The organism is Clostridium acetobutylicum ATCC 824, assembly GCF_000008765.1.
Lineage (GTDB): Bacteria > Bacillota > Clostridia > Clostridiales > Clostridiaceae > Clostridium_S > Clostridium_S acetobutylicum.
In genome coordinates, this window is sequence record NC_003030.1 from 170001 (window position 1) to 195813 (window position 25813).

The 25813-nt window shown below is 32.5% G+C and carries 20 protein-coding genes, 1 tRNA gene and 3 rRNA genes (1 of these 24 running past the window's edge); 21 read left to right on the forward strand and 3 right to left on the reverse strand.

Annotation, left to right across the window (positions count from 1 at the left end; all coding sequences use genetic code 11):
* The 12 genes from CA_RS00865 to CA_RS00920 form a co-directional block, all read left to right on the forward strand.
* Positions 1–130: ribosomal RNA gene (locus tag CA_RS00865) — 16S ribosomal RNA — on the forward strand; it begins 1386 nt to the left of the window's first position.
* Positions 131–309: 179 nt separating this feature from the next.
* Positions 310–3215 (forward strand): 23S ribosomal RNA (locus tag CA_RS00870).
* A 74-nt stretch (positions 3216–3289) separates the two neighbouring features.
* A 5S ribosomal RNA gene (rrf, locus tag CA_RS00875) occupies positions 3290–3406 on the forward strand.
* The 16S, 23S and 5S rRNA genes sit together here with 1 tRNA gene alongside, the layout of an rRNA operon.
* A gap of 5 nt (positions 3407–3411) precedes the next feature.
* Positions 3412–3487 (forward strand) — tRNA-Lys (locus CA_RS00880).
* A 67-nt stretch (positions 3488–3554) separates the two neighbouring features.
* Positions 3555–4223, forward strand: a complete 669-nt coding sequence (locus CA_RS00885; protein WP_010963479.1) for an HAD family hydrolase — start codon at positions 3555–3557, stop codon at positions 4221–4223.
* A gap of 260 nt (positions 4224–4483) precedes the next feature.
* Positions 4484–5929 (forward strand): PTS mannitol transporter subunit IICB, encoded by a 1446-nt coding sequence (locus tag CA_RS00890; RefSeq protein ID WP_010963480.1) that lies wholly within the window; start codon positions 4484–4486, stop codon positions 5927–5929.
* A 21-nt stretch (positions 5930–5950) separates the two neighbouring features.
* Positions 5951–8005, forward strand: a complete 2055-nt coding sequence (locus tag CA_RS00895) for a BglG family transcription antiterminator (protein ID WP_010963481.1) — start codon at positions 5951–5953, stop codon at positions 8003–8005.
* A complete protein-coding gene (locus tag CA_RS00900) occupies positions 7998–8438 on the forward strand; it encodes a PTS sugar transporter subunit IIA (RefSeq protein ID WP_010963482.1) in 441 nt (146 codons plus the stop codon). The genes CA_RS00895 and CA_RS00900 overlap by 8 nt, the downstream gene beginning before the upstream one ends.
* A gap of 1 nt (position 8439) precedes the next feature.
* A complete protein-coding gene (locus tag CA_RS00905) occupies positions 8440–9594 on the forward strand; it encodes a mannitol-1-phosphate 5-dehydrogenase (RefSeq protein ID WP_010963483.1) in 1155 nt (384 codons plus the stop codon).
* Between the two features lie 570 nt (positions 9595–10164).
* Complete coding sequence (gene glmS, locus CA_RS00910; protein ID WP_010963484.1) at positions 10165–11991, forward strand: glutamine--fructose-6-phosphate transaminase (isomerizing); 1827 nt, start codon at positions 10165–10167, stop codon at positions 11989–11991.
* A gap of 374 nt (positions 11992–12365) precedes the next feature.
* Positions 12366–12713 carry a TIGR04076 family protein gene (locus tag CA_RS00915; RefSeq protein ID WP_010963485.1) on the forward strand — a complete coding sequence of 116 codons (348 nt, stop codon included), beginning with the start codon at positions 12366–12368 and terminating at the stop codon, positions 12711–12713.
* Positions 12714–12986: 273 nt separating this feature from the next.
* Positions 12987–13433 (forward strand): GNAT family N-acetyltransferase, encoded by a 447-nt coding sequence (locus tag CA_RS00920; RefSeq protein ID WP_043943533.1) that lies wholly within the window; start codon positions 12987–12989, stop codon positions 13431–13433.
* 258 nt (positions 13434–13691) lie between these two features.
* On the opposite strand, the gene CA_RS00925 is transcribed toward CA_RS00920, so the two are convergent.
* A complete protein-coding gene (locus CA_RS00925; RefSeq protein ID WP_010963487.1) occupies positions 13692–14990 on the reverse strand; it encodes a CynX/NimT family MFS transporter in 1299 nt (432 codons plus the stop codon).
* Between the two features lie 574 nt (positions 14991–15564).
* Positions 15565–16038 (reverse strand): MarR family winged helix-turn-helix transcriptional regulator, encoded by a 474-nt coding sequence (locus CA_RS00935; protein ID WP_010963488.1) that lies wholly within the window; start codon positions 16036–16038, stop codon positions 15565–15567.
* A 561-nt stretch (positions 16039–16599) separates the two neighbouring features.
* On the opposite strand from CA_RS00935, the gene CA_RS00940 reads away from it, so the two are divergent.
* The 3 genes from CA_RS00940 (at position 16600) to CA_RS00950 (ending at position 19556) form a co-directional block, all read left to right on the forward strand.
* The gene (locus tag CA_RS00940; RefSeq protein ID WP_275541660.1) at positions 16600–17013 is read left to right on the forward strand and encodes a GNAT family N-acetyltransferase; all 414 of its coding nucleotides are present in this window, start codon (positions 16600–16602) and stop codon (positions 17011–17013) included.
* A gap of 385 nt (positions 17014–17398) precedes the next feature.
* Positions 17399–18181, forward strand: a complete 783-nt coding sequence (locus tag CA_RS00945; protein WP_010963489.1) for an ABC transporter ATP-binding protein — start codon at positions 17399–17401, stop codon at positions 18179–18181.
* Between the two features lie 19 nt (positions 18182–18200).
* Entirely contained in the window at positions 18201–19556 is a 1356-nt protein-coding gene (locus tag CA_RS00950) for an ABC transporter permease (RefSeq protein ID WP_010963490.1), read from the forward strand.
* A 59-nt stretch (positions 19557–19615) separates the two neighbouring features.
* On the opposite strand, the gene CA_RS00955 is transcribed toward CA_RS00950, so the two are convergent.
* Positions 19616–20083, reverse strand: coding sequence for a ribonuclease H-like YkuK family protein (locus CA_RS00955; RefSeq protein ID WP_010963491.1), 468 nt, complete (start codon positions 20081–20083; stop codon positions 19616–19618).
* 205 nt (positions 20084–20288) lie between these two features.
* Between CA_RS00955 and CA_RS00960 the strand changes: the two genes are divergently transcribed.
* The 6 genes from CA_RS00960 to CA_RS00985 all read left to right on the forward strand — a co-directional run bounded on the left by CA_RS00960 (position 20289) and on the right by CA_RS00985 (position 25657).
* Positions 20289–20975, forward strand: coding sequence for a histidine phosphatase family protein (locus CA_RS00960; protein ID WP_010963492.1), 687 nt, complete (start codon positions 20289–20291; stop codon positions 20973–20975).
* 70 nt (positions 20976–21045) lie between these two features.
* Entirely contained in the window at positions 21046–21867 is an 822-nt protein-coding gene (locus CA_RS00965; protein WP_010963493.1) for a YihY/virulence factor BrkB family protein, read from the forward strand.
* 176 nt (positions 21868–22043) lie between these two features.
* Positions 22044–22976 (forward strand): ABC transporter ATP-binding protein, encoded by a 933-nt coding sequence (locus CA_RS00970; RefSeq protein ID WP_010963494.1) that lies wholly within the window; start codon positions 22044–22046, stop codon positions 22974–22976.
* Between the two features lie 22 nt (positions 22977–22998).
* Positions 22999–24261: an ABC transporter permease gene (locus tag CA_RS00975; RefSeq protein ID WP_010963495.1), complete on the forward strand. Its 1263-nt coding sequence runs from the start codon at positions 22999–23001 to the stop codon at positions 24259–24261.
* 19 nt (positions 24262–24280) lie between these two features.
* Positions 24281–25456, forward strand: coding sequence for an ABC transporter permease (locus CA_RS00980; protein ID WP_010963496.1), 1176 nt, complete (start codon positions 24281–24283; stop codon positions 25454–25456).
* Positions 25457–25477: 21 nt separating this feature from the next.
* Positions 25478–25657 carry a hypothetical protein gene (locus CA_RS00985; RefSeq protein WP_010963497.1) on the forward strand — a complete coding sequence of 60 codons (180 nt, stop codon included), beginning with the start codon at positions 25478–25480 and terminating at the stop codon, positions 25655–25657.
* Positions 25658–25813 lie beyond the last annotated feature (156 nt).

Below are 25813 nucleotides of genomic sequence, written 5' to 3' on the forward strand. Positions count from 1 at the left end.
GCAACACCCGAAGCCCGTGAGGTAACCTGAGGTAACCTTTTGGAACCAGCGGTCGAAGGTGGGGTTGATAATTGGGGTGAAGTCGTAACAAGGTAGCCGTAGGAGAACCTGCGGCTGGATCACCTCCTTTCTAAGGAGTCGACATGGAAATGTAATTTCCATGAAGGTTCTTTGTTCTCTGTTTAATTTTGAGAGTTTAATTCTCTCTAATTTGTACTTTGAAAATTGCATAGTAATCAATATAGAGTAATACTCTAAAGCAAGGCAAAGTTAATTCTTTGTTGTTTGAATTTAAATATATTTACTTAAGGTCAAGCTACAAAGGGCGCATGGTGAATGCCTTGGCACTAGGAGCCGATGAAGGACGTGATAAGCTGCGATAAGCTTCGGGTAGGCGCAAATAGCCTGTGAACCGAAGATTTCCGAATGAGGAAACTCTCATGGGTAACCCCATGAACTGTATACTGAATTCATAGGTATATAGAGGTAAACCCGGGGAACTGAAACATCTAAGTACCTGGAGGAAGAGAAAGAAAAATCGATTTCCTTAGTAGCGGCGAGCGAAACGGAAAGAGCCCAAACCGGAAACTTGTTTCCGGGGTTGCGGTTAGATCATTAAAGCTTTATATCTTAACCGAAGATTTCTGGAAAGTTAAACCATAGAAGGTAATAGTCCTGTAGGTAAAAAGAGAAAAAAGCCCGATCTGTACCAGAGTACCACGAGACACGTGAAACCTTGTGGGAAGCTGGGAGGACCACCTCCCAAGGCTAAATACTACCTAGTGACCGATAGTGAAGAAGTACCGTGAGGGAAAGGTGAAAAGAACCCCAGGAGGGGAGTGAAATAGAACCTGAAACCGTGTGTCCACAACCGATCAAAACACGTTAATGTGTGATGATGTGCTTTTTGTAGAACGAGCCAGCGAGTTACGGTATGCAGCAAGGTTAAGCACTTAAGGTGCGCAGCCGAAGGGAAACCAAGTCTAAATAGGGCGTATAGTTGCATGCTGTAGACCCGAAACCGGGTGACCTATCCATGGCCAGGGTGAAGCGGAAGTAAAATTCCGTGGAGGCCCGAACCACAATGGTGTTGAAAAACCATGGGATGAGCTGTGGATAGGGGAGAAATTCCAATCGAACTCGGATATAGCTGGTTCTCCTCGAAATAGCTTTAGGGCTAGCGCCATGAATGAGTACCGGAGGTAGAGCACTGAATGAGGTAGGGGCTGACAACAGTTACCGAACTTTATCAAACTCCGAATGCTGGATACTTGAATCATGGTAGTCAGACTGCGAATGATAAGATCCGTAGTCAAAAGGGAAACAGCCCAGATCACCAGCTAAGGTCCCAAAGTATAGATTAAGTGGTAAAGGATGTGGGATTTCTAAGACAACTAGGATGTTGGCTCAGAAGCAGCCATACATTAAAAGAGTGCGTAATAGCTCACTAGTCAAGAGATCCTGCGCCGAAAATGTCCGGGGCTAAAATCTAACACCGAAGCTGTGAACTTGTACTTCGTACAAGTGGTAGAGGAGCATCCTGTATGGGCTGAAGTCGTACCGAAAGGAGCGGTGGACTGTACAGGAGAGAGTATGCTGGCATAAGTAGCGAGAACTAAGTGAGAATCTTAGTGGTCGAAAACCTAAGGTTTCCTGGGGAAGGTTCGTCCGCCCAGGGTAAGTCGGGACCTAAGCCGAGGCCGAAAGGCGTAGGTGATGGACAATCGGTTGATATTCCGATACCGCAGAGTAACGTTATGAGAAATGGGATGACGCAGGAGGATAGGATATGCGTACGTTATTGGAAGTACGTCTAAGCACTGAGGATGAAAGATAGGAAAATCCGTCTTTCGTTAAGTCTGGGGTGTAATGGTGAGGTAGTTTACTACCGAAATATCTGATTTCATGCTGCCAAGAAAAGTCTCTATCCAGGAGCTCTGTGCCCGTACCGCAAACCGACACAGGTAGGTGAGGAGAGAATCCTAAGACCATCGGAAGAATTGCTGTTAAGGAACTCGGCAAATTGACCCCGTAACTTCGGGAGAAGGGGTGCCTACGAGAGTAGGTCGCAGAGAATAGGCCCAAGCAACTGTTTATCAAAAACACAGGTTTCTGCTAAAGCGAAAGCTGAAGTATAGGAGCTGACGCCTGCCCGGTGCTGGAAGGTTAAGGGGAATGCTTAGCGCAAGCGAAGGCATGAACTTAAGCCCCAGTAAACGGCGGCCGTAACTATAACGGTCCTAAGGTAGCGAAATTCCTTGTCGGGTAAGTTCCGACCCGCACGAATGGCGTAATGATTTGGGCACTGTCTCAACAGCAAATCCGGCGAAATTGTAGTGCAAGTGAAGATGCTTGCTACCCGCGATTGGACGGAAAGACCCCGTAGAGCTTTACTGTATCTTAGCATTGAATCTCGGTATTGTCTGTACAGAATAGGTGGGAGACTTGGAAGCAGTTCCGTCAGGGATTGTGGAGTCGTCTTTGGGATACCACCCTGACAGTACTGGGGTTCTAACCGGAGGCCATGAAACTGGTCACGGGACATAGCTAGGAGGGCAGTTTGACTGGGGCGGTCGCCTCCTAAAAAGTAACGGAGGCGCCCAAAGGTTCCCTCAGCGCGGTTGGAAACCGCGCGTAGAGTGCAAAGGCAGAAGGGAGCCTGACTGCGACACAAACAAGTGGAGCAGAGACGAAAGTCGGGCTTAGTGATCCGGTGACACCTCGTGGGAGGGTCATCGCTCAACGGATAAAAGCTACCTCGGGGATAACAGGCTGATCTCCCCCAAGAGTCCACATCGACGGGGAGGTTTGGCACCTCGATGTCGGCTCGTCGCATCCTGGGGCTGAAGTAGGTCCCAAGGGTTGGGCTGTTCGCCCATTAAAGCGGCACGCGAGCTGGGTTCAGAACGTCGTGAGACAGTTCGGTCCCTATCCGTCGCGGGCGAAGGAAATTTGAGAGGAGCTGTCCTTAGTACGAGAGGACCGGGATGGACTGACCTCTGGTGTACCAGTTGTCTTACCAAAGGCACGGCTGGGTAGCTATGTCGGGAAGGGATAAACGCTGAAGGCATCTAAGCGTGAAGCCCACCTCAAGATTAGATTTCCCATAACATAAGTTAGTAAGACCCCTGTAAGAACAACAGGTGATAGGTCAGAGGTGTAAGAATGGTAACATTTTAAGCTGACTGATACTAATAGGTCGAGGGCTTGACCAATATAAAGGTAAATATATTAAGATTACTATGCAATTTTGAAAGTACAAAGTACTTTTGAAAACTAAATAAATTAATCCGGTGACTATAGCTTGGTTGTAACACCCGTTCCCATACCGAACACGAAGGTTAAGAACCAAAGCGCCGATGGTACTGCAGGGGCAGCCCTGTGGGAGAGTAGGTCATTGCCGGGTAATTTGGTTTATTAGCTCAGTTGGTAGAGCACATGACTTTTAATCATGGTGTCCGGGGTTCGACTCCCCGATAAGCCACCATAAACGCTTTGAAATTTAATTTTAAAGCGTTTTTTTACATATTTATTTTACGATAGGAGAAGAATATATGAGCGATAAGATAGTAATATTTGATATGGATGGAGTAATAGTTGATACGGAGCCCATATATAGAAAATTAAGTGATAGATTGTATGAGAGTTTAGGAATAAATCTCACAAAGGAAGATCAATATGCACTTGCAGGAAGTGTATCACAAGATAAATGGACACTTTTAAAGAAGCAATTCAATCTCAAGTATCCTATTGAAGAGTTAATGAAGATGTCTTCAGGAATTAAATATGATTATTTAGCTAATGAGGAAAATGAAATACCATTAATTGAAGGTGTTGACAAACTTATTTTAAGCCTAAAGAGTAGAGGAATTATGATGTGTGTTGCATCGTCATCTCGTAGAAAAAATATAGAAATTATTCTTAAAAGGGTAGGACTTATTAGCTATTTTGAGTATATAGTAAGTGGCAGCGATGTAGAGAAGGGAAAACCACATCCGGAAATATTCTTAAGAGCAGCATCTATGTTTGATGACAATATCTTAAATTTTACTGTAATTGAAGATACAAATAATGGTGTTAGAGCTGCAAAGAGTGCAAAAATGAAATGTGTAGGGTTTAGTAATCCAAATTCGGGAACTCAAAATATTAGCAGTGCGGATATTATTGTAGATAATTTCGGTGATGAAAGCATAAGTAGAATTATAAATTTAGTTTTAAAATAGTGATTTTTTATTAACAGAGGTTAGGATTTTAATTAAAATCCTAACCTCTGTTTTGTTTTCAAGAACTTATTTTTTTCTTTTTTAAGTTGTAATAAGATGTTGCAATGTGGCCTAAATCCTAGTAATTTTAATAACTTTAAAAGTGTCATTGAAAACGTATACCAAAAATGAACTTGTCCACGTTGAAAACGATCGCATTTTGTTTTATCATGTTAATTGTAAGGAATAATAATAATATAAAATAATATGGAGGATACGATATGGAAACTTATAAAGATTCTACACAAGTATCAAAATCATCATTAAAGAAAAAGATTCAAGGTTTTGGTGGTTTTTTAAGTGGCATGGTAATGCCCAATATAGGAGCCTTTATAGCTTGGGGTTTAATAACGGCATTATTTATTAAAACAGGGTGGTTACCCAACGATAATCTTTCCAAACTTGTAGATCCAATGATACATTATATGCTTCCTATGCTTATAGGATATCAAGGTGGTAAGCTTGTATATGATACAAGAGGTGGTGTAGTAGGAGCAATAGCTACCATGGGTATGATAGTAGGAGCTTCAATACCAATGTTCCTTGGAGGAATGATAATAGGTCCTTTAGGCGGATATGTTATAAAGAAGTTCGATAAGGCTATTGAAAATAAAATTCCAACAGGCTTTGAGATGTTAGTTAATAACTTTTCAGCTGGAATTTTAGGTGCGGCTCTTGCAATAATCTCATATGTTGCAGTTGGTCCTGTAGTTGCAGGAGCATCAACAGGATTAGGTTCGATAGCATTAGCTATTACAAATCAAGGATTACTTCCACTAATAGCGGTAGTAGTAGAGCCAGCTAAGATATTATTTTTAAACAATGCTATTAACCACGGTGTATTCTCACCACTTGGAATTGAACAAGTACAACATCTTGGTAAATCAGTATTCTTCTTACTTGAAGCAGATCCAGGTCCGGGACTAGGAATTCTTTTAGCTTACTCTTTATATGGCAAGGGTTCAGCAAAAAATTCAGCTCCAGGGGCAGTTATAATACATTTTCTTGGCGGAATACATGAAATTTACTTCCCTTATGTTTTAATGAAACCGTTTTTACTTTTAGCAGTAATAGCTGGTGGAATTTGTGCAGATTTAACGTTTGTTTTATTAAAAGCAGGTTTAGTTGCAGCAGCTTCACCAGGAAGTATCATAGCTATACTGGCAATGAGTCCTAAAGGTGGGCAACTTCCAGTATTAGCAGGAGTTGCGGTAGGAGCAATAGTATCTTTCGTAGTAGCATCAATTATCCTAAAAGGAAGTAAAGAAAAATCAAAAGATAATTTTGAAGAAGCTCAAAACAAGATGAAAGAAATGAAAAAAGAAAGCAAAAATCAAACAACTGCTAATAGTGAAAATGTTAAAAATAATGATGAATTAGTAAGTTCTGATATTAAATTAATAGTTTTTGCATGTGATGCAGGTATGGGATCATCAGCAATGGGAGAATCTATATTAAAGAAAGAACTAAAAAATGCAAATATCGATGGAATAAAAGTTCAACATTATTCAGTAGATAGTATTCCAAAAGAAGCAGATGTAGTATTTGTGCAAGAAAATTTAAGCGAAAGAGCAAGAAAAAGTGCTCCAGATGCTAATATAGTAACAATAAAAAATTTCTTAGATCGTTCAACTTATGAAGGGTTTATGAAAAAAATTAAAAAATAAATAGTAACTAGGTGAGTGAGTATGAATTCTTTAACTCCTAGACAGCAGTATATACTAAGTGAGTTAATAAAAAAAAAGGTGTCTAATGTAGATGTTCTTCATAAAGAGCTTGCAGTAAGTATAAGAACTATTTTAAGAGAGGTTGCATCTATAAATAAGGTTTTAAAAAAAGATAAAATAACTATCTATGATTATGAAAATATGAATTTGGTTATATCTGGGGATAGAGATAGTATTAAAAATTTGGAAAATTCAATTAATTATATCCCCATTTTATGGCTATGCAATAAAGATCAAAGGCAGATAGCAATTACATGTAAATTGTTATCCGAAGAAGAATATTTAAAAGCATCATATTTTAGCTACAAATTTAATGTAGTAATGGGAAGCATAAGTCAGGATTTGGATAATATTCAGACATTACTTGTAAACAAGAACCTACATCTTATAAGAAAAAGAACCTATGGAATAATGATAGATGGTTCCGAATGGAATAAAAGAAATGCTTTTGTTGAGTTATTTTTCAGATTTAAACCTTTTGAATATTTGTTATCATTCCTTTATGGACATAAGACAGATGAAACAGTGGAAGCTTTTTTTAAAGATATATTTGATGCAAAAACAATAGATATTGTTAAGGAAATTTTCAAAAAACTTCATTTTGGTAGTACTAATGTTAATGATATTAAGTATTTTAGCTTATTTTTACTAACACTTCTTGCTATAAAAAAGACAGAAAGCAAAAAAAATATAAATCTACCGAATAAAGTAAAGCAGGATATGAAAAGTAGCATTATATATAACACACTAAGATCACTGCAAGAAAAATTGATGGAAAATAATATAATATTACCTGAAGATGAGTTAAGTTATTTATGTTTACATTTAAATGATTACAAATACTATAATGATGCCGAAGAAAATAACATTGAGGCAGACATTAATTATACAGAGATAAGCAATGAATTGGTTACAGGGGTATCAAAAAAAATAGGAATAAATATTACTAAAGATAAAAAATTGGTAGAGGATTTATCTAATCATTTAAAACAAACCTTCCATATGCTTAGTGTAGGACTTGATATTATAAATCCTCTATTAAATGAAATTAAAGAACACTATTCTCAATTGTTTGCCATAATAAACAATGAGTGTAAACTTATTTTTTCTAGATATAATATAAAAATATTGGAAGAAGAAATTGGATATATAACAATGCATATAGATGTAGCCATTCAAAGACAACAGATATTCAGTAAAAAGATAAATCTGCTTATTGTATGTCCTAATGGTATGAGTAGTGGAAACATATTAGGTAATAAGGTTAAATCACTTTTTTCAGATATAGAAAGTATAACTATTAGTTCTATACATGATGCTTATGAAAAGATGGTTAATAATGAGTATGATTTAATTTTATCAACAGTGCCAATAAGTTTACAAATAAGCAATGTAATAGTCGTTTCACCTTTTATGACAAATGAGGACATTGAAGAAGTAAGAAATTTTATCTTTAAAATAAAAATGGAGAAGCAGAATATAGCTATAGATTTTTCAGATAGACTTAAAATCGATGCTACAAATATGGAGTATGAAACTATTAGTTCCATATTGAAAAGTTTTGATGTAAGGGAGGTAAAAGTTAATACTTTTGATGAATTGATAGATTATATTGTAACAGACATTTATGATAGTAATTTAAGCAAAAGCAAAGAAGCAATTAAAAAGCTAATACTAAAAAGAGAGGAAAAAGGTAATGTTGTAGTTCCTAAAAGTGGAATAGCATTACTTCATACTAGAAGTAATGAACTTATGAATCCAGTTATAAGAGTGTATCGTAATAATAAATATTTTTCGATGTCAAGTGAAGGTTTTTCAACAGAGGACATAAATACTTTTTTAGTGCTTTTAGCTAGAAATGATGAGAGTAACTATGTGTTACAGTTCTTAGGGAAAGTAAGTATTTCATTAATGGAAAGAAAAGGATTTGTTCAAATGTTGAGATATAGTAATTCGCAGGATATTAGGAACTGCTTAATAGATATTGCCAATAAGGAGGAAGTTATTTATGAATAGACAGATTTTATCAGGAGATAACATTTTATTAGAGTTGAAATCAGAATCTAAGGATGCTGCAATAGAAAGAGCTGGAAAACTTTTAGTTTCTAGAGGTTATGTTAAGGAAAACTATATAAATGGAATGAAAGCCAGAGAAGAAGAAGTTACAACATATATGGGGAATGGTGTCGCTATACCTCATGGTATGAATGAATATAAAAAAGATATTATGGATTCGGGTATAGTTATAGCTCAATATCCTGAAGGCGTTGACTTTGGTGAAGGAAATATAGCTTATATAGTTATAGGAATTGCAGGTAGAGGAGAAGAACATATGCAAATACTATCTCAAATAGCCCTTACGGTTCAATATGAAGAAAATGTTGAAAGACTTAGAAATGCTAAAAATAAAGAGGAAATTATTAAGATAATAGAGGAAGGTGATGACTAGAATGAAAGCACTTCATTTTGGAGCAGGAAACATAGGAAGAGGTTTTATAGGTTATTTACTGTATAAGTCTAATTACGAAACTACCTTCGTTGATATATTTGATAAAGTAGTGGATGATATCAATAAATATAAAAGATATACAGTAATAACTTTGAGTACATCTAAGAATAAGGAGAAAGTTGAGAATGTACGAGCAGTCAATTTGAAAGATAGTGTTGCTCTTGAAAAAGAAGTTTTAGAAGCTGATTTAATAACTACATCATTAGGATTAAACAATTTAAAAAGTACAGGAGAGCTTTTAAGAGGATTCCTTAAAAAGAGATCAGAAATCAATGACAAGCCACTTGATATAATAGCATGTGAAAATGCACTATTTGCAAGTGATGTACTAAAAAAAGCTATACTTGATGGTGCAGATGAAGAGTTGAAAAAATACTTGGAAAAAAGTGTTGGATTTCCAAATTGTACAGTTGATAGGATTGTGCCAAATGTGGACATAGAAAAAGAATTGCCTATAGATGTAGCAGTAGAAGATTTTTATGAATGGGATATAGAAAAAAATAAGGTTAAAATTAATAACAAGATAATTGGTGCAGAATATGTTGAAAAATTAGACCCTTATCTTGAAAGAAAGTTATTCCTTTTAAATGGTGCACATGCTACAATTGCATATTTAGGATATCTTAAAGGATATAAATATATACATGAAGCTATAAAAGATAAGGAAATTAATAAGATTATAGTTGGTTTTCATAGCGAAGCGGTACAAGCTCTTAGTGAAAAGCATAAAATAGATATACAAATCTTAAAGGAATATTCTAATAAACTTCTAAAGAGATTTGAAAATGAATACTTAAAGGACGATGTAAGTCGTGTAGGTAGAGATCCGATGAGAAAATTATCGTCTAATGATAGATTGATAACTCCTTTAAAATTATGTTGCGATTTGAAAATAGATTTTACTAATATATTATTTGGAGTTGCTTCTGGATATCTATTTAATTATAAAGAGGATGAAAAAGCTCAAGGAATTCAAAACATAATAACTAAAGAGGGAATTAAAAAAGCTATTTCAAATGTATCTCAAATAAAAGAAGGAGATTATTTGAATAATATGATAGCGTACAAGTATGAGGAGCTAAAAAAGCAAAATTAAAATTTGGAATATTCATAATCTTCAAAATATTATTGCTCTAATTGTTTTTTAAGAATTGAATTCGATTTATTTTAGGGGGGGAAATATTTATTAAAATAATTTATATAATTTGCTATTTGGTATAATTATGTAAATATATTAAAAATATTTTCCTCATTTTATTAAACTTAATACATATACTTGCATAATATATTTTATGTATAAAAGTAAAAAAAATCAATAAATGTGTTTTTATAATCATTGACAGGCTAATAAAAGTAATAGTATAATGACAATGTCTTATAGACAAGTAAATTGTAGAGGAGGAAAGTAGTGTTAAAATTATAGTTAAAGCGCCCGAACTTGAGTGATATAGTTCATTTAAGTTGACGAGGATGGGGAGAATCGAATCTTCGGCGGATGCCCCACGGTACCGCACTACCGTTAGCGGTTGGTAAAAGCAGAAAGTGATTTCTGTCACAAAGCCAATCTGGTGTTAAAACCTATTTTGTTAAAAGCCTAAAATCCTTTAAAAAAGAGGTCGTTTTAGGTGTATTAAAGTTAATTTAAAAATAAGAAGGGAAGATTTTTATGTGCGGAATAGTTGGATATAGTGGTAAGAAAGAGGCATCTTCAATTTTAGTTGAGGGATTAAGTAAACTTGAGTATAGAGGTTACGACTCAGCAGGAGTTGCCATATTAAACGATGGAAAAATTAATGTTTCAAAATGTAAAGGAAGACTTGTAAATCTTGAAAATAAATTAGAAGAGAATCCTATCGCGGGAAATATTGGAATTGGACATACAAGATGGGCAACACATGGAGAACCATCAGATTTAAATGCACATCCTCATAGTAATAAAGATAATACAATAAGCGTTGTTCACAATGGAATAATAGAAAATTACATGCAATTAAGAACATGGCTTAAATCAAAGGGATATGAATTCAAATCTGAAACTGATACAGAGGTTATACCTAATCTTGTGGACTATTTTTATGAAGGTAACTTATTAGATGCAGTTATAAAGGCAATATCTAAGGTAGAAGGAAGCTATGCACTTGGAATAGTTTCATCAAAAGAACCTGATAAGGTAGTAGCAGTAAGAAAAGATAGCCCGCTTATAGTTGGTATTAGTGAAGATGGAAACTTCATAGCATCAGATGTTCCAGCTATATTAAATCATACTAGAGATATATATTATATAAAAGATAAAGAGTTCGTAGTTTTAACTTCTGAAGGAGTAGAATTCTACTCTAATGAGGGAGAAAAAATAGAAAAAGAACTTAATCATATAGAATGGGATGCTAATGCTGCTGAAAAAGGCGGATATGAGCACTTCATGTTAAAAGAAATATATGAACAACCTAAAGCAATAAGAGATACTATGACTTCTAGAATTATAGCAGGTCAACCAATAAAATTGGACGATATCAGCATAACAAAGGAGCAAATAGAGAATATTGATAAAATATATATAGTAGCTTGTGGAACGGCTTATCATGCAGGAGTAGTTGGTAAATACGTTATAGAAAAATTTGCAAGAATACCTGTTGAGGTTGATATAGCATCTGAATTTAGATACAGAGATCCAATAATTACGAAAAACACTTTGATGATAGTATTAAGTCAATCTGGAGAAACTGCTGATACTTTAGCGGCTTTAAGAGAAGCTAAGTCAATAGGAGCAAGAGTTATTGCCGTGACAAATGTAGTTGGAAGCTCAGTTGCTAGAGCAGCCGATGATATATTATATACTTGGGCAGGACCAGAAATTGCAGTTGCATCTACAAAGGCATATACTACACAGCTTATAACAATGTATATTTTAGGATTGTTCTTTGCACAAAACAAAAACACTTTAACTAATGAAGAGATAGAGAAAATTAAGGCAGATATGCTTACACTTCCAGAAAAGGCAGAAGAGGTATTAGCAAGCAAGGAGAAAGTTCAAAAATTTGCAGCAAACACTTATATGCATAAAGATATGTTCTACTTAGGTAGAGGAATTGATTATGCAGTAGCTATGGAAGGTGCATTAAAGCTTAAAGAAATTTCTTATATACACGCTGAGGCTTATGCAGGAGGAGAATTAAAGCATGGTACTATAGCTCTAATCGAGGAAGGTACTGTTGTAGTAGCTCTTGGAACTCAAAGTGATATATATGATAAAATGGTAAGTAATATTAAGGAAGTAACAACAAGAGGTGCTAAAGTTCTTGGAATTGCTGCAGAAGGCAGAAAAGGAATGGAAGAAGTTGTTGATTCAGTAATATATGTACCTGAAGTGAATGATATGCTTTTACCTGTACTTTCAGTAATGCAATTACAATTATTAGCATACTATGTTTCAGTGGAAAAAGGCTGTGACGTTGATAAGCCAAGAAATTTAGCAAAATCAGTTACTGTTGAATAAGAGCAACTTATATAGAAAAGATATGTAGTTTTATAACAAAGTTGTATCGTTTAGAATAAAGTTTGAATAAAAAATAAAAGGAATATTATACATGATAAGTGTATTATATGACAAAATTTAATAAATAATATGGCGAAGTCGCATATTCTTGATTTAATGAGAGTATGCGACTTTCTATTTATTTGTATAGATAATGCTAGACTTTTGACAAAATGCTCTTCCAATATTTGCAAGTAAATGATACTATTATATTATGAGGTTAATTCGGACTTGTAAGATATTGTAGAGTAAGGGATGTTTGTATAGTATATAGATAAATAGTAATTTGTATGGATATTAGAAAGATTAAAAAAGTTAGAATATGGAGGTCTATTATGAAAAAATGGTATGATGAGGAGTATGAATGGGAAATCGAGGTTATAGGATTTCTTCGTAGTGACCATACTGAGAGATATTGCCGAAATGGTGAGGAAATTGGAGATAAGTATACCTGCACCTATGGCTGTCCTGTAAATGCTGATGGACAAGGTATTTGTTCTAAAGCTATGATGATTATGTTTCCAATAATGGAGGCAGTCAGAAGTGGCGGTGATTTAGAGAATATCGGTGGAACTAGTAAATATAGCAAGGATATTGTATGCCCAGATGGTTGTGTTATATTTAGGCTTACGGCAAAAAAACTTGGAAATGAGAATTTTTATAAGGGAAAGTTTTTTGAGTAGTATGATTCTTATTTCATTCAGATTAAGATAAGTCCAAATGTACAAATTCTAATTTGGCACCATAAATAATAATTTGTAAAGTTACAGTAACATAATCTTAACTTCAATTATGTCGAATCTTTTTATATAAAGAACCAAAATATAAAATCAATATTTTTTTAAGAGTAGCTATCCTGCTTTATTAGCAAATGTTTGAAAATTTAATACTGTGATATTTACAAAATATAATATAATTAACTGGAAGATAAATTGTAATTTACAGGAGGAAATATGATGAATTATAGAAAAGCAGATATGAAAGACATATCTTTACTTGTGAGTATTAGAAAGAGGCAACTCATTGATGAAGGTATAGAGCCTAATATTGATATTGATAAGGAATTGACGAGATATTTTAATAACAAACTGGCTAATAATTTATTGGTTGAATGGATTGCAGAAGAGAATAACCAAATTATAGCTACAGCTGCTATTGCATTTATTGATTTTCCACCAACATATACTAATAAAACTGGAAGAAAAGGTTATATAACTAATATGTATACAGAACCGACTTCTCGTGGTAATGGTATAGCTACAGGAATGTTAGATAGATTAGTAAATGAAGCAAAGGAACGAAACATTCATAAGATTTGTTTAGTAGCATCAAAACTTGGAAGACCTGTCTATAAAAAATATGGATTTCAAGATACAGATGAATGGTTGGAATTGAATTTATAAGTGTAAATTCCAATTTAAAAAGTGAATAGTATTCTTATAAAACGTCACAACTAGTATAAAAACTAAACATTTATTTGAACACTGCATTATTCAGAAATAAATTTTGTGGTGTTTTTAGTTTGTAACTCAAGCATAATGTCGTGTGATTTTTTAAAAGTTTGATCAAACTTTATTATAAAAATTTAATGTGTTAAATTTTAAAAATCTGTAGTTTTGATCAAACTTTTTTTCAAAACAAACACTAAATGTGTGATGTTATTATAAGTAGTTGTATTTAATATACAGATTGCGTGATGCACCTAACCCAGCAAACAAGCATAATCCGGAAGCACCGATTAAGACAATAAGTGGTAAATGCCAGTTGTTGGCTGCATCATGTAGAAAACCAAAAAGCATCGGACCAAAAGCAGCGAGTAGGTAGCCGACTGACTGTGCCATGCCGGACAGTCTTGCCGCTTCATCTGCATTTCTTGTACGAGAACTAAAAAATATCATAGCTAGGCAAAAAGTAAGTGTTCCTCCAATGCCCAACATAATCATCCATAGGAATGTAAGCTCTGTCCATTCTAAGGATATGCCCAAAAGTCCCACCAAAACACATAGAGAGGCAGTAATAACTAATGGACGTTGATTGGCTTTGCGTTCAGCAAGGACAGAGCCTAAAAACGATGTAGGGAGCGATACCAATTGATAAAGGGAGAGCATCCATCCTGCTTTGTTTGAATTCATACCCTGCTGGATTAAAATAGCCGGTAACCATGCAACCATGCAATAGAGTAGCATAGACTGTAATCCCATATATACTGTTACCTGCCATGCCAAAGTAGATTTCCATAGATTAACCTTGTTAATCGCATTTCCGTTAATACTCTCTATTTCATTTTTTCCTTCATGGATGTCTTTTACTTTTGTTTTAATGTCATTATCGATCGTTTTTTTAACAATAGACATTTCTTGCTTTCTACGTATTATTTGAGGTATCCAGATGATAATTGATAAGAAACTAAGTGCAGCCCAAATGCTTAACGCTCCGCTCCATCCCAATCTTGATTCTTCTGCAACAGGGACACTGATACCGGAGGCTATCGCCCCTAAAAGGCCCATAGAAGCAGTATAGATGCCAGTTATCACGCCGACCCGTTTAGAAAATTCATGTTTGATTAGACTGGGTATTAGCACATTGCCGACAGAAATTGATAATCCCAGGATCAATGTTCCAAGAAATAGTCCCACCCCTCCAAACAATGAACGTAATATAATTCCGAAAGTCAGAAAAATAAGTGACCAAAACAGCACCAATTTAGTGCCAAATTTTCGCGCCAGTCGTGGAGCGAAAGGTGAGAATCCTGCAAAAGCGAATAATGGAAGGGTTGTAATCATACCTGCTAATGTATTTGAAATATGTAAGCTACCACGAATTTCATTGACCAACGGGCCAACCGCTGTTAAAGGTGAGCGCAAATTTGCTGCAATAAATGCAATTCCGATTATCAGCATTATAGGCGCATTTCTTTTTGAATACAGGTTCTTTTTGTGTTCGTTATATAATTGATTCATTTGTATAGTCTCTCCTTAAAATGTAATACGCTCTTTTTTACATAAATTATAGGCAAAAGATGTATGGATGCTATACACTTGAATACAATTGGTTATTCATTCTGCCTCTTTAAGAGTTTATTAATAGTATTTTACGTTTATAATTTTGCTCACTCACTTCAATATTATCAGAACTCATATATAGCTTTGATGATTTTTTACTTTTGATGATAGTACCTCCTAATTTAATTATACTAAAAATGTGTATAGCAACCATACACTTGGATACAATTGTGTATTCATCTTGCTTTTTTAAGAGTTCATCAATTTTATTATTTATTAAAAGAATTGGCTGGCGGAGATATTAGGTATTCATATGGATAAAAACCAAATGGAACGAATGAGGCTAAAGAATTATAGATAACCCATAAAGCCCTTTCATTAGCTTCAAGTATTTGTTTATACCTTCGCTCACTCACTTTACTATTATCAGAAGACATATATGGCTTTGATGATTTTTTTCTTTTGATATTAACACCTCCTAACCTAATTATACTAAAAATGTGTATAGCAACCATACACTTGCGTAAAATTTTTATTCATCAAAATTTTTATTGAAAAATTCAACTTTGTTTATCAGGGTCGACAAAAAGTTTGATAAAAACTCCAATTCATGTTCGGAGGCATTTTGTAGTTCCTCTTCAACCATATTATTTATAATAGAATGATAGAGCATATGGTTGCTATGAGCTTTTTTACCTTTTTCAGTTAGACTTAATGAATATCTAGATAAATTAAGACTATCAATTTCTTTTATAACCAGAGCCTTTCTCTCTAGCTTTTTGAGAATTTCGGAAACAGCCCCTTTTGTTACTCCTAAAATATCGGCCAGTCCACCAACATGAATGCCAGGATGCTCGGCAATGGCCTTTATTACATGTATTTCAGAGTGAAAAATCGGTACATCCGTTCCGAAGTAGCGAGTCTTTTTATCAAGGTCAGTCAAGGCAAATGCTAAATTCAGAGAATTATATGCAATTTCATGTTTATTATTTATAATTTTATCCATGTCAATAGTATATGGTTGCTATACGCTTTTGTCAAGTCATTATTAAATCAATTTTCTTATATAGTGATGAGAGATATTATAGTGGGGGGAAAGGTTAAAAAACTGCTTTTGCAAAGTAACACTCTCTTTATTTAAAGCATATGAAAACAGCCTTGGAAAATGGAGTTGTTGTTCAATATTTTCTGACACCGTTTTATTTCGGAACAGTTGCCATTTTATGAAGTGTACTATTAACATAATTATGCTTAGAAGATTTAATTATTTTAAATTTAATTCTTTTAGTACATAATTAACAAAAAATATGAATACTCGTATAATTATTATTGTATAAATTATTAAATAAAGTGATTAAAAAAAGCATAAGATCACAAAATTATGTGTTTAAGGGTAATCAAAGTGGTGAATATATAAAGCATAATATTGAGGAGTATATAAAATTTTATGCGGGTGTTAAATAAAAGAAGGTGAAAAATTATAATTATTAGAGAGGCAAAAATTAAAGACGTTAATAATATTGCTAAGGTTCATGTTGACACATGGAATACAACCTATTCTGATTTCATTCCAAAGGAGGAGCTCAAATGCCGTACTTATGAGTGGCAAGCTAACAAATGGATGGATAGAATGTTTAATAATATTACCAAAGAATTTATGTATGTAGCAGAAAACAGTCAAGGAGAGATAATAGGCTTTGCTTCAGGTGAGACAAATAAAATAGAAGAAAAGTATGACAGTATTTTGTACACAATCTATATTTTAAAGAATTATCAAAGGCAAGGGGTAGGCAAAAGGCTATTTAAGGTTGTAGCAGATAGGCTCAGGAGTGAAGGTGCAGAAAATATGGTGGTTTGGACTTTTAATGAAAATAAGTCTCGAGGTTTTTATGAGCGATTAGGAGGAAGCTTAGTTGATAAAAAGAAGATTTTTAAGGATAAAACCGAACTAGAGGAGGTTGCTTATATTTTTTATTTATAATTGAAAGGTAGAGGAAATTTATATTTAAAAGAAGCACAAAGAATTATTAAACAAAATAATACGACAAGTACTTTTAATTTTAAAGATTAATCTGGTGAGGGGACAATAAAAAATCTATATGGCTAGCAATGTTTATGTACTTTATTCTGCACTGTAGATTTAGTATAGAGAACTCTAAAATGATGTATACAATTAGTGGCAATAAAACTCTATTACGGCATGTATAAAAGTATAAATATAAATGTATGTTTTTTATTAGAGTAAAATATATACTTAAATAGTAATTTTGTTATATAATTAGATATAGAGCAAATTTAATAATGGAAGTAGGGGAAGAATGACAATAATTGAAAACGCTATCATTAAGTATTGAAGAAGAGTTTACATGAACGGGGGATTTAGGGTGAAAAATATAATAACTGCGAAAAATATTATTAAAGTATATGGCGATAAGGATAAGGCAAGAGTTTTGAATAATGTTAATCTTGAGGTTAATGAAGGGGATTTTATATGTATAATGGGTCCATCAGGATCAGGAAAATCCACATTCTTAAATATATTATCAACAGTGGATAGGCCTACAAAAGGAGTGGTCAAGATTAATAATCAAAATGTGTATGGAATGGTAGAGTTGAGGTTAGGACAGCTCAGGTATGAAAATATAGGATTTGTATTCCAAGATTTTAATCTTATAGATTCTATGACGATAAGAGAAAATATATCAATACCGTTAGTTTTAGCAAGTATTAAGGCAAAGGAGATTAAAGAAAAAACAGATGAAATTGCAACGAAGCTATCTATCTTTGACACACTAGAGAAATTTCCAAATGAATGTTCAGGTGGACAAAAACAGAGAGCTGCAGCGGCAAGGGCGTTAATTACAAATCCAAAGATAATTGTTGCAGATGAACCAACAGGAAGTTTGGATACAAAGAATTCACATGAGCTATTAAAGATTTTTGAAGAGCGCAATAAAGAAAGAGGAACTGCTATTTTAATGGTTACGCATGATGCAATGATTGCAAGCTATGCAAAAAAACTTATATTTTTAAGAGACGGCAAAATTGATGAGCAGCTTGAAAGAGGAAGTTTAAGTCAAAAAGAATTTTTTTATAAAATTGTCGACATAACCTCTAAGGAGTCTCAAAGCTTATTTGATAAAATGTAATAGTAAAGGTGGATTTAAGATGGGTGCGTATATTTTTGCTTTCAAAATGCTAAAAAAGAACACTAAAAAGAATCTAATATATTTAATATCTATAATATTTACCATGGCAATTGTATTTAATCTTTTAAATGTGATTAATAATACTAATTTTTTCGCTGCGGAGGTAACTGGTGGAAAGAATGATATAGCAGCAGATATAATATTTTTACTGGTATTGCTTATGTGTATATTTACCTTCTATGCAAATTCATATTTTATTATGGGAAAGTCAAAGGAGATGGCGATAGCTGAACTAAGTGGTATATGGCCTGGGAAACTATCCAGAATGCTTCTCTTTCAAAATGCCATTATTGAGATAATAGGATGTGCTCTGGGAATATTAATTGGTATGTTACTAATGCCTATTTTTCTTTCAATAATGTATACCATAATGGGTAAGACAGGTGGTTTGTGGGTAATATCCAATTATTCAATTGGGGGAACTATAGCTATTTTATTTTTGCAGCTTGTGTATGTCACTATTGGTGATTACAGCTACACATCAACTCGAGAAGTTATTGATTTGTTAGAATCAGAAAAAAGATCTCGCCCTAAGGAAAAAAGGTATTTATCCATTGCAGAAATTATTGAAATAATAGGTATGAAGAAGAAAACTTCACATTACAAAATTAAAATTTTAAATGAAGACATAGATTTATGTTTAATTAGTTATTTTATCCCTGTTATATTTTTATTTATATGTCCAAGGTATATTCCTATGTCTATTGCTCAGATATTTATTATTCTTCTTAGCGTTTACAGTATAGAGGGAATTCTAAGACATTCAATTCCGGAAAAAATATTAAAACTAAAGAAGGAGAAGTATTCGGATGATAAAATAAAGTTAATAGCGTTGAGTAATGTTTATGTGTCTTTAAAAAATTTAAAGTTTTTGCTCATAACGTTAGTTATTAGTATAGAGGGAATTTTATTAGCTATAACGATGTTTAATTCTCTAAGGGTAAAAACAATTTGTTTATTTTCATATGTTACAGTAATAGTACTTATAGATATAAGTATCTTTTACAAGATTATTATGGAGGCAGATACTAAAAATCATATATTCAATCAATTGGCGCTGATAGGATATACAACGGAGCAAATTAGGGAAATAGTAAAGCAAGAATTTAGAATATATTATGGAATAATTATAACGCTTCCTTTATTTCACGTAATAATATTTTTTATTTTACTTTTAAAGATTGGCATGGTATCTTTTGATACTCTTTTAATAATGCTCTTTATATATCTAGGGATATTCTTTATTACGGGTATTGGTTGCTATTATTTATACAGAAAGCTAATACTTAGGAAAAATATATTTAGATTTTTATGATATAAGAATTCTTTTAAATAATAACCGCTAAGAAGAGGCTAAGCTCTCCTTAGCGGTTATTATTTACTTATTTTATCAGCAATGCAAGACGCAGCATAAGAATAAGGTTTAATTTGATATTTATATCCTTCACCAGTTATCCAACCTGTAATTTCATTAATAAGAGGATAGGTTTTGCCTTTTCTGTTACTTCCTATGTCAGCATGAATCTCGATGTCCTCCTGTATATTAGCTTCTGCAAAAGCATGAGACACCTTAGAGGCTAACTCAAGACTTAATGCTGTTTCATAGTATATCTTTTGTCTTACATTTGAGATTTTGTGAACATGTTTAATATCATAGAAGAAAATTCCACCACTTCCGATTCTATGGATAGCAACTACCACTACGACTTTTGTTAGGTTTTTATTTTGAGAATCGGTTCCTATGGTGATTTTATAATTGCAATTATTGTCTTTTAGTATAAACTCCTTTATGCGCGATACCATTTCGTCTATAGAAACATCACCAAAAGTTTTACTATGCATAATTTTACCTCCTAGACTAAGAGTAAATCATTATAGTTTATTTTAAGCAATTCTCATAAAATTATTATATTTCCCTATACTTTTATAGTATGATAGTTTAAATATCAGAGTGTTTATATGGTATCTTTTACATTAAAATTGACTGGGTTTTAATATATAATATATATTATATAAAGAAATTAATATAAGTTAAGGAGAAGTTAAAATGAGTAAAGTTACTTTTTATTTTATGAGACATGGTGAGACAATAATAAATAGGGCTGGAAGAGTACAAGGATGGTGTGATGGAGTACTTACAGATGAAGGAATTAGAGTAGCAGAATATGCGGGAGAGGGACTTAGTGATATTGAATTTAAAGCATTTTACAGTAGTGATTTAGGGAGGGCTATAAAAACTGCAAGAATTGTACTTGGCAAAAATAAAAGAAGTGAAAATGCTGAATTAAAGGAAGTACCTGAATTGAGGGAGGTATATTGTGGAAAGTATGAGGGGGAATTTGAGAAGGTAATGTTTAGTGACATACTGAAGTATTTAAAGGTAGAGTCTATTGAAGAAGCACTAAGAAAAGTTCCTAATTTTGAAAGAGCTTATGTAGATAGTTGTGCCGCAATGGACGAGACTAATGAAGCAGAGGATTATGATATTTTGTCTAAAAGAATCAATAAAGCTATTACCGATATAGGAGAAGAGACTTCAAAAAATGGAGGAGGAAATGTCTTAGTAGTAGTACATGGGGGAATGCTTAGGGTTTTACTTAGAAATTTAGGGTACAAGCAACATATACATAATATGGAGAACTGTAGTATTTCTACTGTTCAATATCAAGAGGGGAAATTTAGAATTTTATCTATAAATGATAATAGCTATAAAAGAAGGGGAAAGGAAATGTAATTTTAATTAAACATATAATGCAATAATGAAAAATATATATAGAGGGAGTAATGAAAAGGACTTCTGTAAAATGAAAAGGCTATTATTAGATTTAATTTCAAGATTTAATGAGGATGATGTTCCAGCACTGGGATCTCAATTGGCGTATTACCTGGTCTTGTCATTTTTCCCATTTATAATTTTTATTATGACACTTATAGGATATACCTCTTTAAATAATAAGGAAATACTAATGGTTTTGAGTAGGATAATGCCGGAAAGTGCATTTAATCTTATACATGCTGCAGTTGCGGAGGTGATTAGTACAAAGCATAGTCAGCTTATGTCCTTAAGTTTAGTACTCACTATATGGTCTGCTTCTGCAGGATTTACAGCTGTCATAAAAGGATTGAATAAAGCTTATGGAGTTCAAGAGGCAAGAAACTTTATTAAGGTTAGATTTGTTTCAATACTTTGTACTATTGGAGTGGCGTTTATAATACTAACCATGATGTTTTTATTGATACTAGGACGTATTATATTGAACTACTTAGCATATAAATTAGGTTTCTCACATAAAGTAATCGCCGTATGGGAAGCTGTTAGGTATTTGATATTCGTATCTACGGCTATATTTATTTTTACAGCACTTTACAGGTATGCCCCATGCAAAAAGCTCATGTGGATAGAAGTACTTCCAGGTTCTTTATTTTCAACTTTAAATTTAATATTAGCATCATTTGGATTTGCATACTATGTAAATAACTTTGCGAATTACTCAGTTATCTACGGCAGCATAGGAGCAATAATAATTCTGTTAACCTGGCTATTTTTAGTGGCCGTTATTGTGATACTTGGAGGAGAAATAAATGCGGTATTATCTCAAGATATAAACATTGATAGAGAGAATTGATATACAAAAAAGAGAGTGTGGCAAAATGATTAAATTTTAATCATTTTGCCACACTCTCTTTTTTACTACACATTGAAAGTTATTACTAAAGTAACATATAAAGTTAGTACTAAAGTGAATATTAAAACAAATTTCTAAGAAGTATTATATAACTATAGAGAATGGGAGGCGTTAAGATGCTAGAATTAACTAATATAACAAAAAAGTATGGAGATTTTACAGCTGTAAATAATATTTCTTTTAAAATTGAAGATGGTGAAGTATTTGGACTTTTAGGGCCTAATGGCGCAGGAAAATCCACTATAGTATCAATGATAAGTACTGTGATATCACCAACAAGTGGAGATATTACAGTTGATAATAAATTATTAAGACAAAAGCCTACGGAAATAAAGAAAGTAATGGGTATAGTCCCTCAAGATATAGCTTTATACGAATCTCTAAGTGCAAAAGATAACTTAGAATTCTTTGGGTGTCTATATGGATTGAATGGAAAAGAGCTAAAAGAAAGAGTTAATGAAGTTTTAAAAATAATAGAACTTGAAGACAAAAAAGATCAAGCTGTTGAAGAATTTTCAGGTGGAATGAAAAGGAGAGTTAATATAGGTGTTGCATTGATGAATAATCCCAAACTTCTAATTCTAGACGAACCAACAGTTGGGATAGATCCACAATCAAGAAATCATATATTAGAAACAGTTAAGAAATTGAATAAGGAAAGAGGAATGACAGTAATTTATACAAGTCATTATATGGAGGAAGTCGAGTATCTTTGCAAAAGAATCGCTATTGTAGACCATGGAAAACTAATAGCACTAGGAACTAAAGATGAATTAAAGGAAAAATCAAAAGCAAAGGATACACTTACAGTTATATATAGTAACGGAGATAAAGGAGCTTTGGACAAAATTAAAAGTATTAATGGAATAGAAAATGTTTCAATAAGTAATAATCAGATATCGATGTTAGTTGATCAGCATAAAAGAAATATTATAGATATTGTTGAAGATGTAAGAAATTTAGGTGTTAAATTAACAAGCTTTAAGTATGAAGAGGTTAATTTGGAAAGTATTTTTTTACAAATTACAGGTAAATCGCTAAGAGACTAATTGGGAATGGAGGATAAAGGTTATGAATAAGTTGTTACACCTATTTTTATTAGATACAAAACTCTTACTAAAATCAAAAGTATTTTATCTTAAATTAGTACTGTTTCCAATTGCTATTATTTTAATAATTGGGGCGATTAATGGTAAGAATGAAAATACATTAAAGGTGTTCAATGTAGCATATTACAGTGCAGATACAGGTTATCAAAGTTTAAATGTATCTAAAAATTTAAGTGATAATGTATTTGAAAATAAGGATATTAAAAAGATAATAAATTTGAAAAAAGTTAGAAGCTATGCTGAAGCTAAAGAACTTGTAAGCAATGGAACAGCTTCTGCTCTTGTATATGTTCCAACAAATTTTACAAAAGACTATTTAAATGGTAATAATGTTGAAATTAGTGTTGTTGGAGATAACAATAAGATTAATGATGTTTCAATAGTAAAAACAATTGTAAATAGTTTCAATGAGAATATATCTACAATTAGAGCAGAACAAAATGAAGTTGAAGCTGAAGTGAAAAATAAGGCTTTTTTAAAGCAAGTAGATATTGATAAATTGATAAAATCTATAGAGAATACTAATGGCATATCGGCTAAGATTTCTAAGGTCGCTTCAAAAAGTGGCGTTAAACCTTTAAATATAATGCAATATGAAATTTTTGCAATGGTAGTAATGTTCTCTATAATAACAGCATTTGAGCTTACACAGAATATAGTAAGTGATAAGCTAAATAATACTATGAATAGAATAAAATCTACATCAACATCAAATTTTCAATATATATTAAGTAAGATAATTGGTATGGTAATAGCGATAATAGTACAAATGGTTACAGTGATGGTGATAAGTAGTGTGGTTTTTAGAGTGAAGTATGATAATATACCAGGAATTATATTAATAACTGTTGTTTATGGTTTTGCAATAGGGAGTATAGTAGTCTGTGCTGGATTATTTGCGAAAGATCATATGGCAGTTTCAAGTGTTATGTCGCCAATTGTATGGGGATTTAGTTTTCTTGGTGGAAGCTTATTTGATAAAAATAATTTTCCTGATGTTCTTGCATGCATTCAAAGAATAATTCCAAATGGAAAAGCAATTAATTGTTATCTTGAAGTTTGTGAGGGGAATAGTATTGGTTTTATATATAAAGATCTTCTTGAATTATTAGGGATATCAGTGGTCTTTGTACTCATAGCTTTAATGTTATCAAGTAAAGATAAAAGGATTAGGCTTGTAAATAATAATAGAAATACTTTGGTAAATAGTACGTTAATTAAATAATATTGAGAGGACGGTAAAAATGCATATATTAAGTATGATAAAGAGTCAATTAAAACTTTTATTTAATAATAGACTAGCTGTTTTTGCTATAATATTAGCCCCAATTTTGCTTACGTTTTTAGTGTCATATTCAAGTAGTAGTAATAGTAAAACAAATGTCTATTTTGCAGATCAAGACAATACTGAAGCCTCAAGACAATTAGTGAATATGCTAAAAAATAATCATGACTTAAATTTAATAAGTTCATCTGAAAGTGAGATAAAAAATAAGGTCGATGATGACAATATTACAGTCGGAGTTTTAATAAATAAAGGATTCGGTTATAAATTACAAAATAATAAAGCTTTAGATATCACTCTTATTGAGGACTATGATAGTGTCGATGGAGAAAAGCTTTCAGATATTATTTTATCTACTGAGAATACACTACAAAAAGTTAATTTGGATTCTAAAAGTATTTCAAGGGTACTGAGTAGCAATGAGAGTAGTATATCAAATAAGATTATAAAAAAAATAAATAATGGAAGCGGTGTTAAGCTCTTATATAAAAATTTAAAAAGTAGTCAGAATGTAGAGGATAAAAATGCACAAAATTTAATTGGATTCCTACTGATGTTTTTATGGTTTATTGTAATTCAGGGATTTAGAACTCTAATAGAAGAAAAAGAAAATAACACGTTCAATAGAATAAAAGGGACACCAACAAATTACAGCAAGTATTTGTTAAGCAAAATCATAGCAAATTATATATTTGGAATGATAATTATAGCTATAATACTGATAGTGGGAAAGTATGGATTAAAATCTAAAATAATTAACAATGTTGGTCCAGAAATAGCCATACTATCTATATATTTATTTAGCATAGTTGGACTAGTAATGATATTTGTTCCTTTTGTAAAAAAGCATCAGACATTTACTATAATAGGGGCAGCAATAATGGTTTTAACAGGATTGCTAGGAGGTAGCTTTTTTTCTATGGATGAGCTGCAATTGCCTAAAGCAATTGAAATTATATCAAAGTTTATGCCAGAGACTTGGGGAATAAAGTCACTTAAAGAGGTTGTATTTAATAATTTGTCTTTGGGATCTCAAAGTCAAACTATACTTGTTTTAGGGATTGCAGGTATAGTTGGACTATTGATATCTACAATAATAGTAAAAATTATAGACAGAACTGAAAAAAATTTTTGAGAAATAGGGGGAGTGGTTGTTATGAGTATTACCTTACTTACAGGCATTGGAGAAATATTTTTGGGTATATTGTTGAATGTATTTATAGGCAAGATAGTAAAGATTGTATTTAAAAAGGATGGTACGCTACCAAGAGTACCTGTAAGATTTATTGGGATAACTCTTATTCTTAATGGAGTAGGAAACATGGTTCATTTATAAGAATAAATTAATTTTTTAAAGTACAAAGGAATTTTAACTTCTTCTCTGTTATAGTTAGATATATTTCAAAGAAGAAGTTTTTGTGCTTGATGGGAATATGACAAAATTTAATGTAAGTCAGTGAACATATTTGGTATAATAAAGAAAAATGTGTAC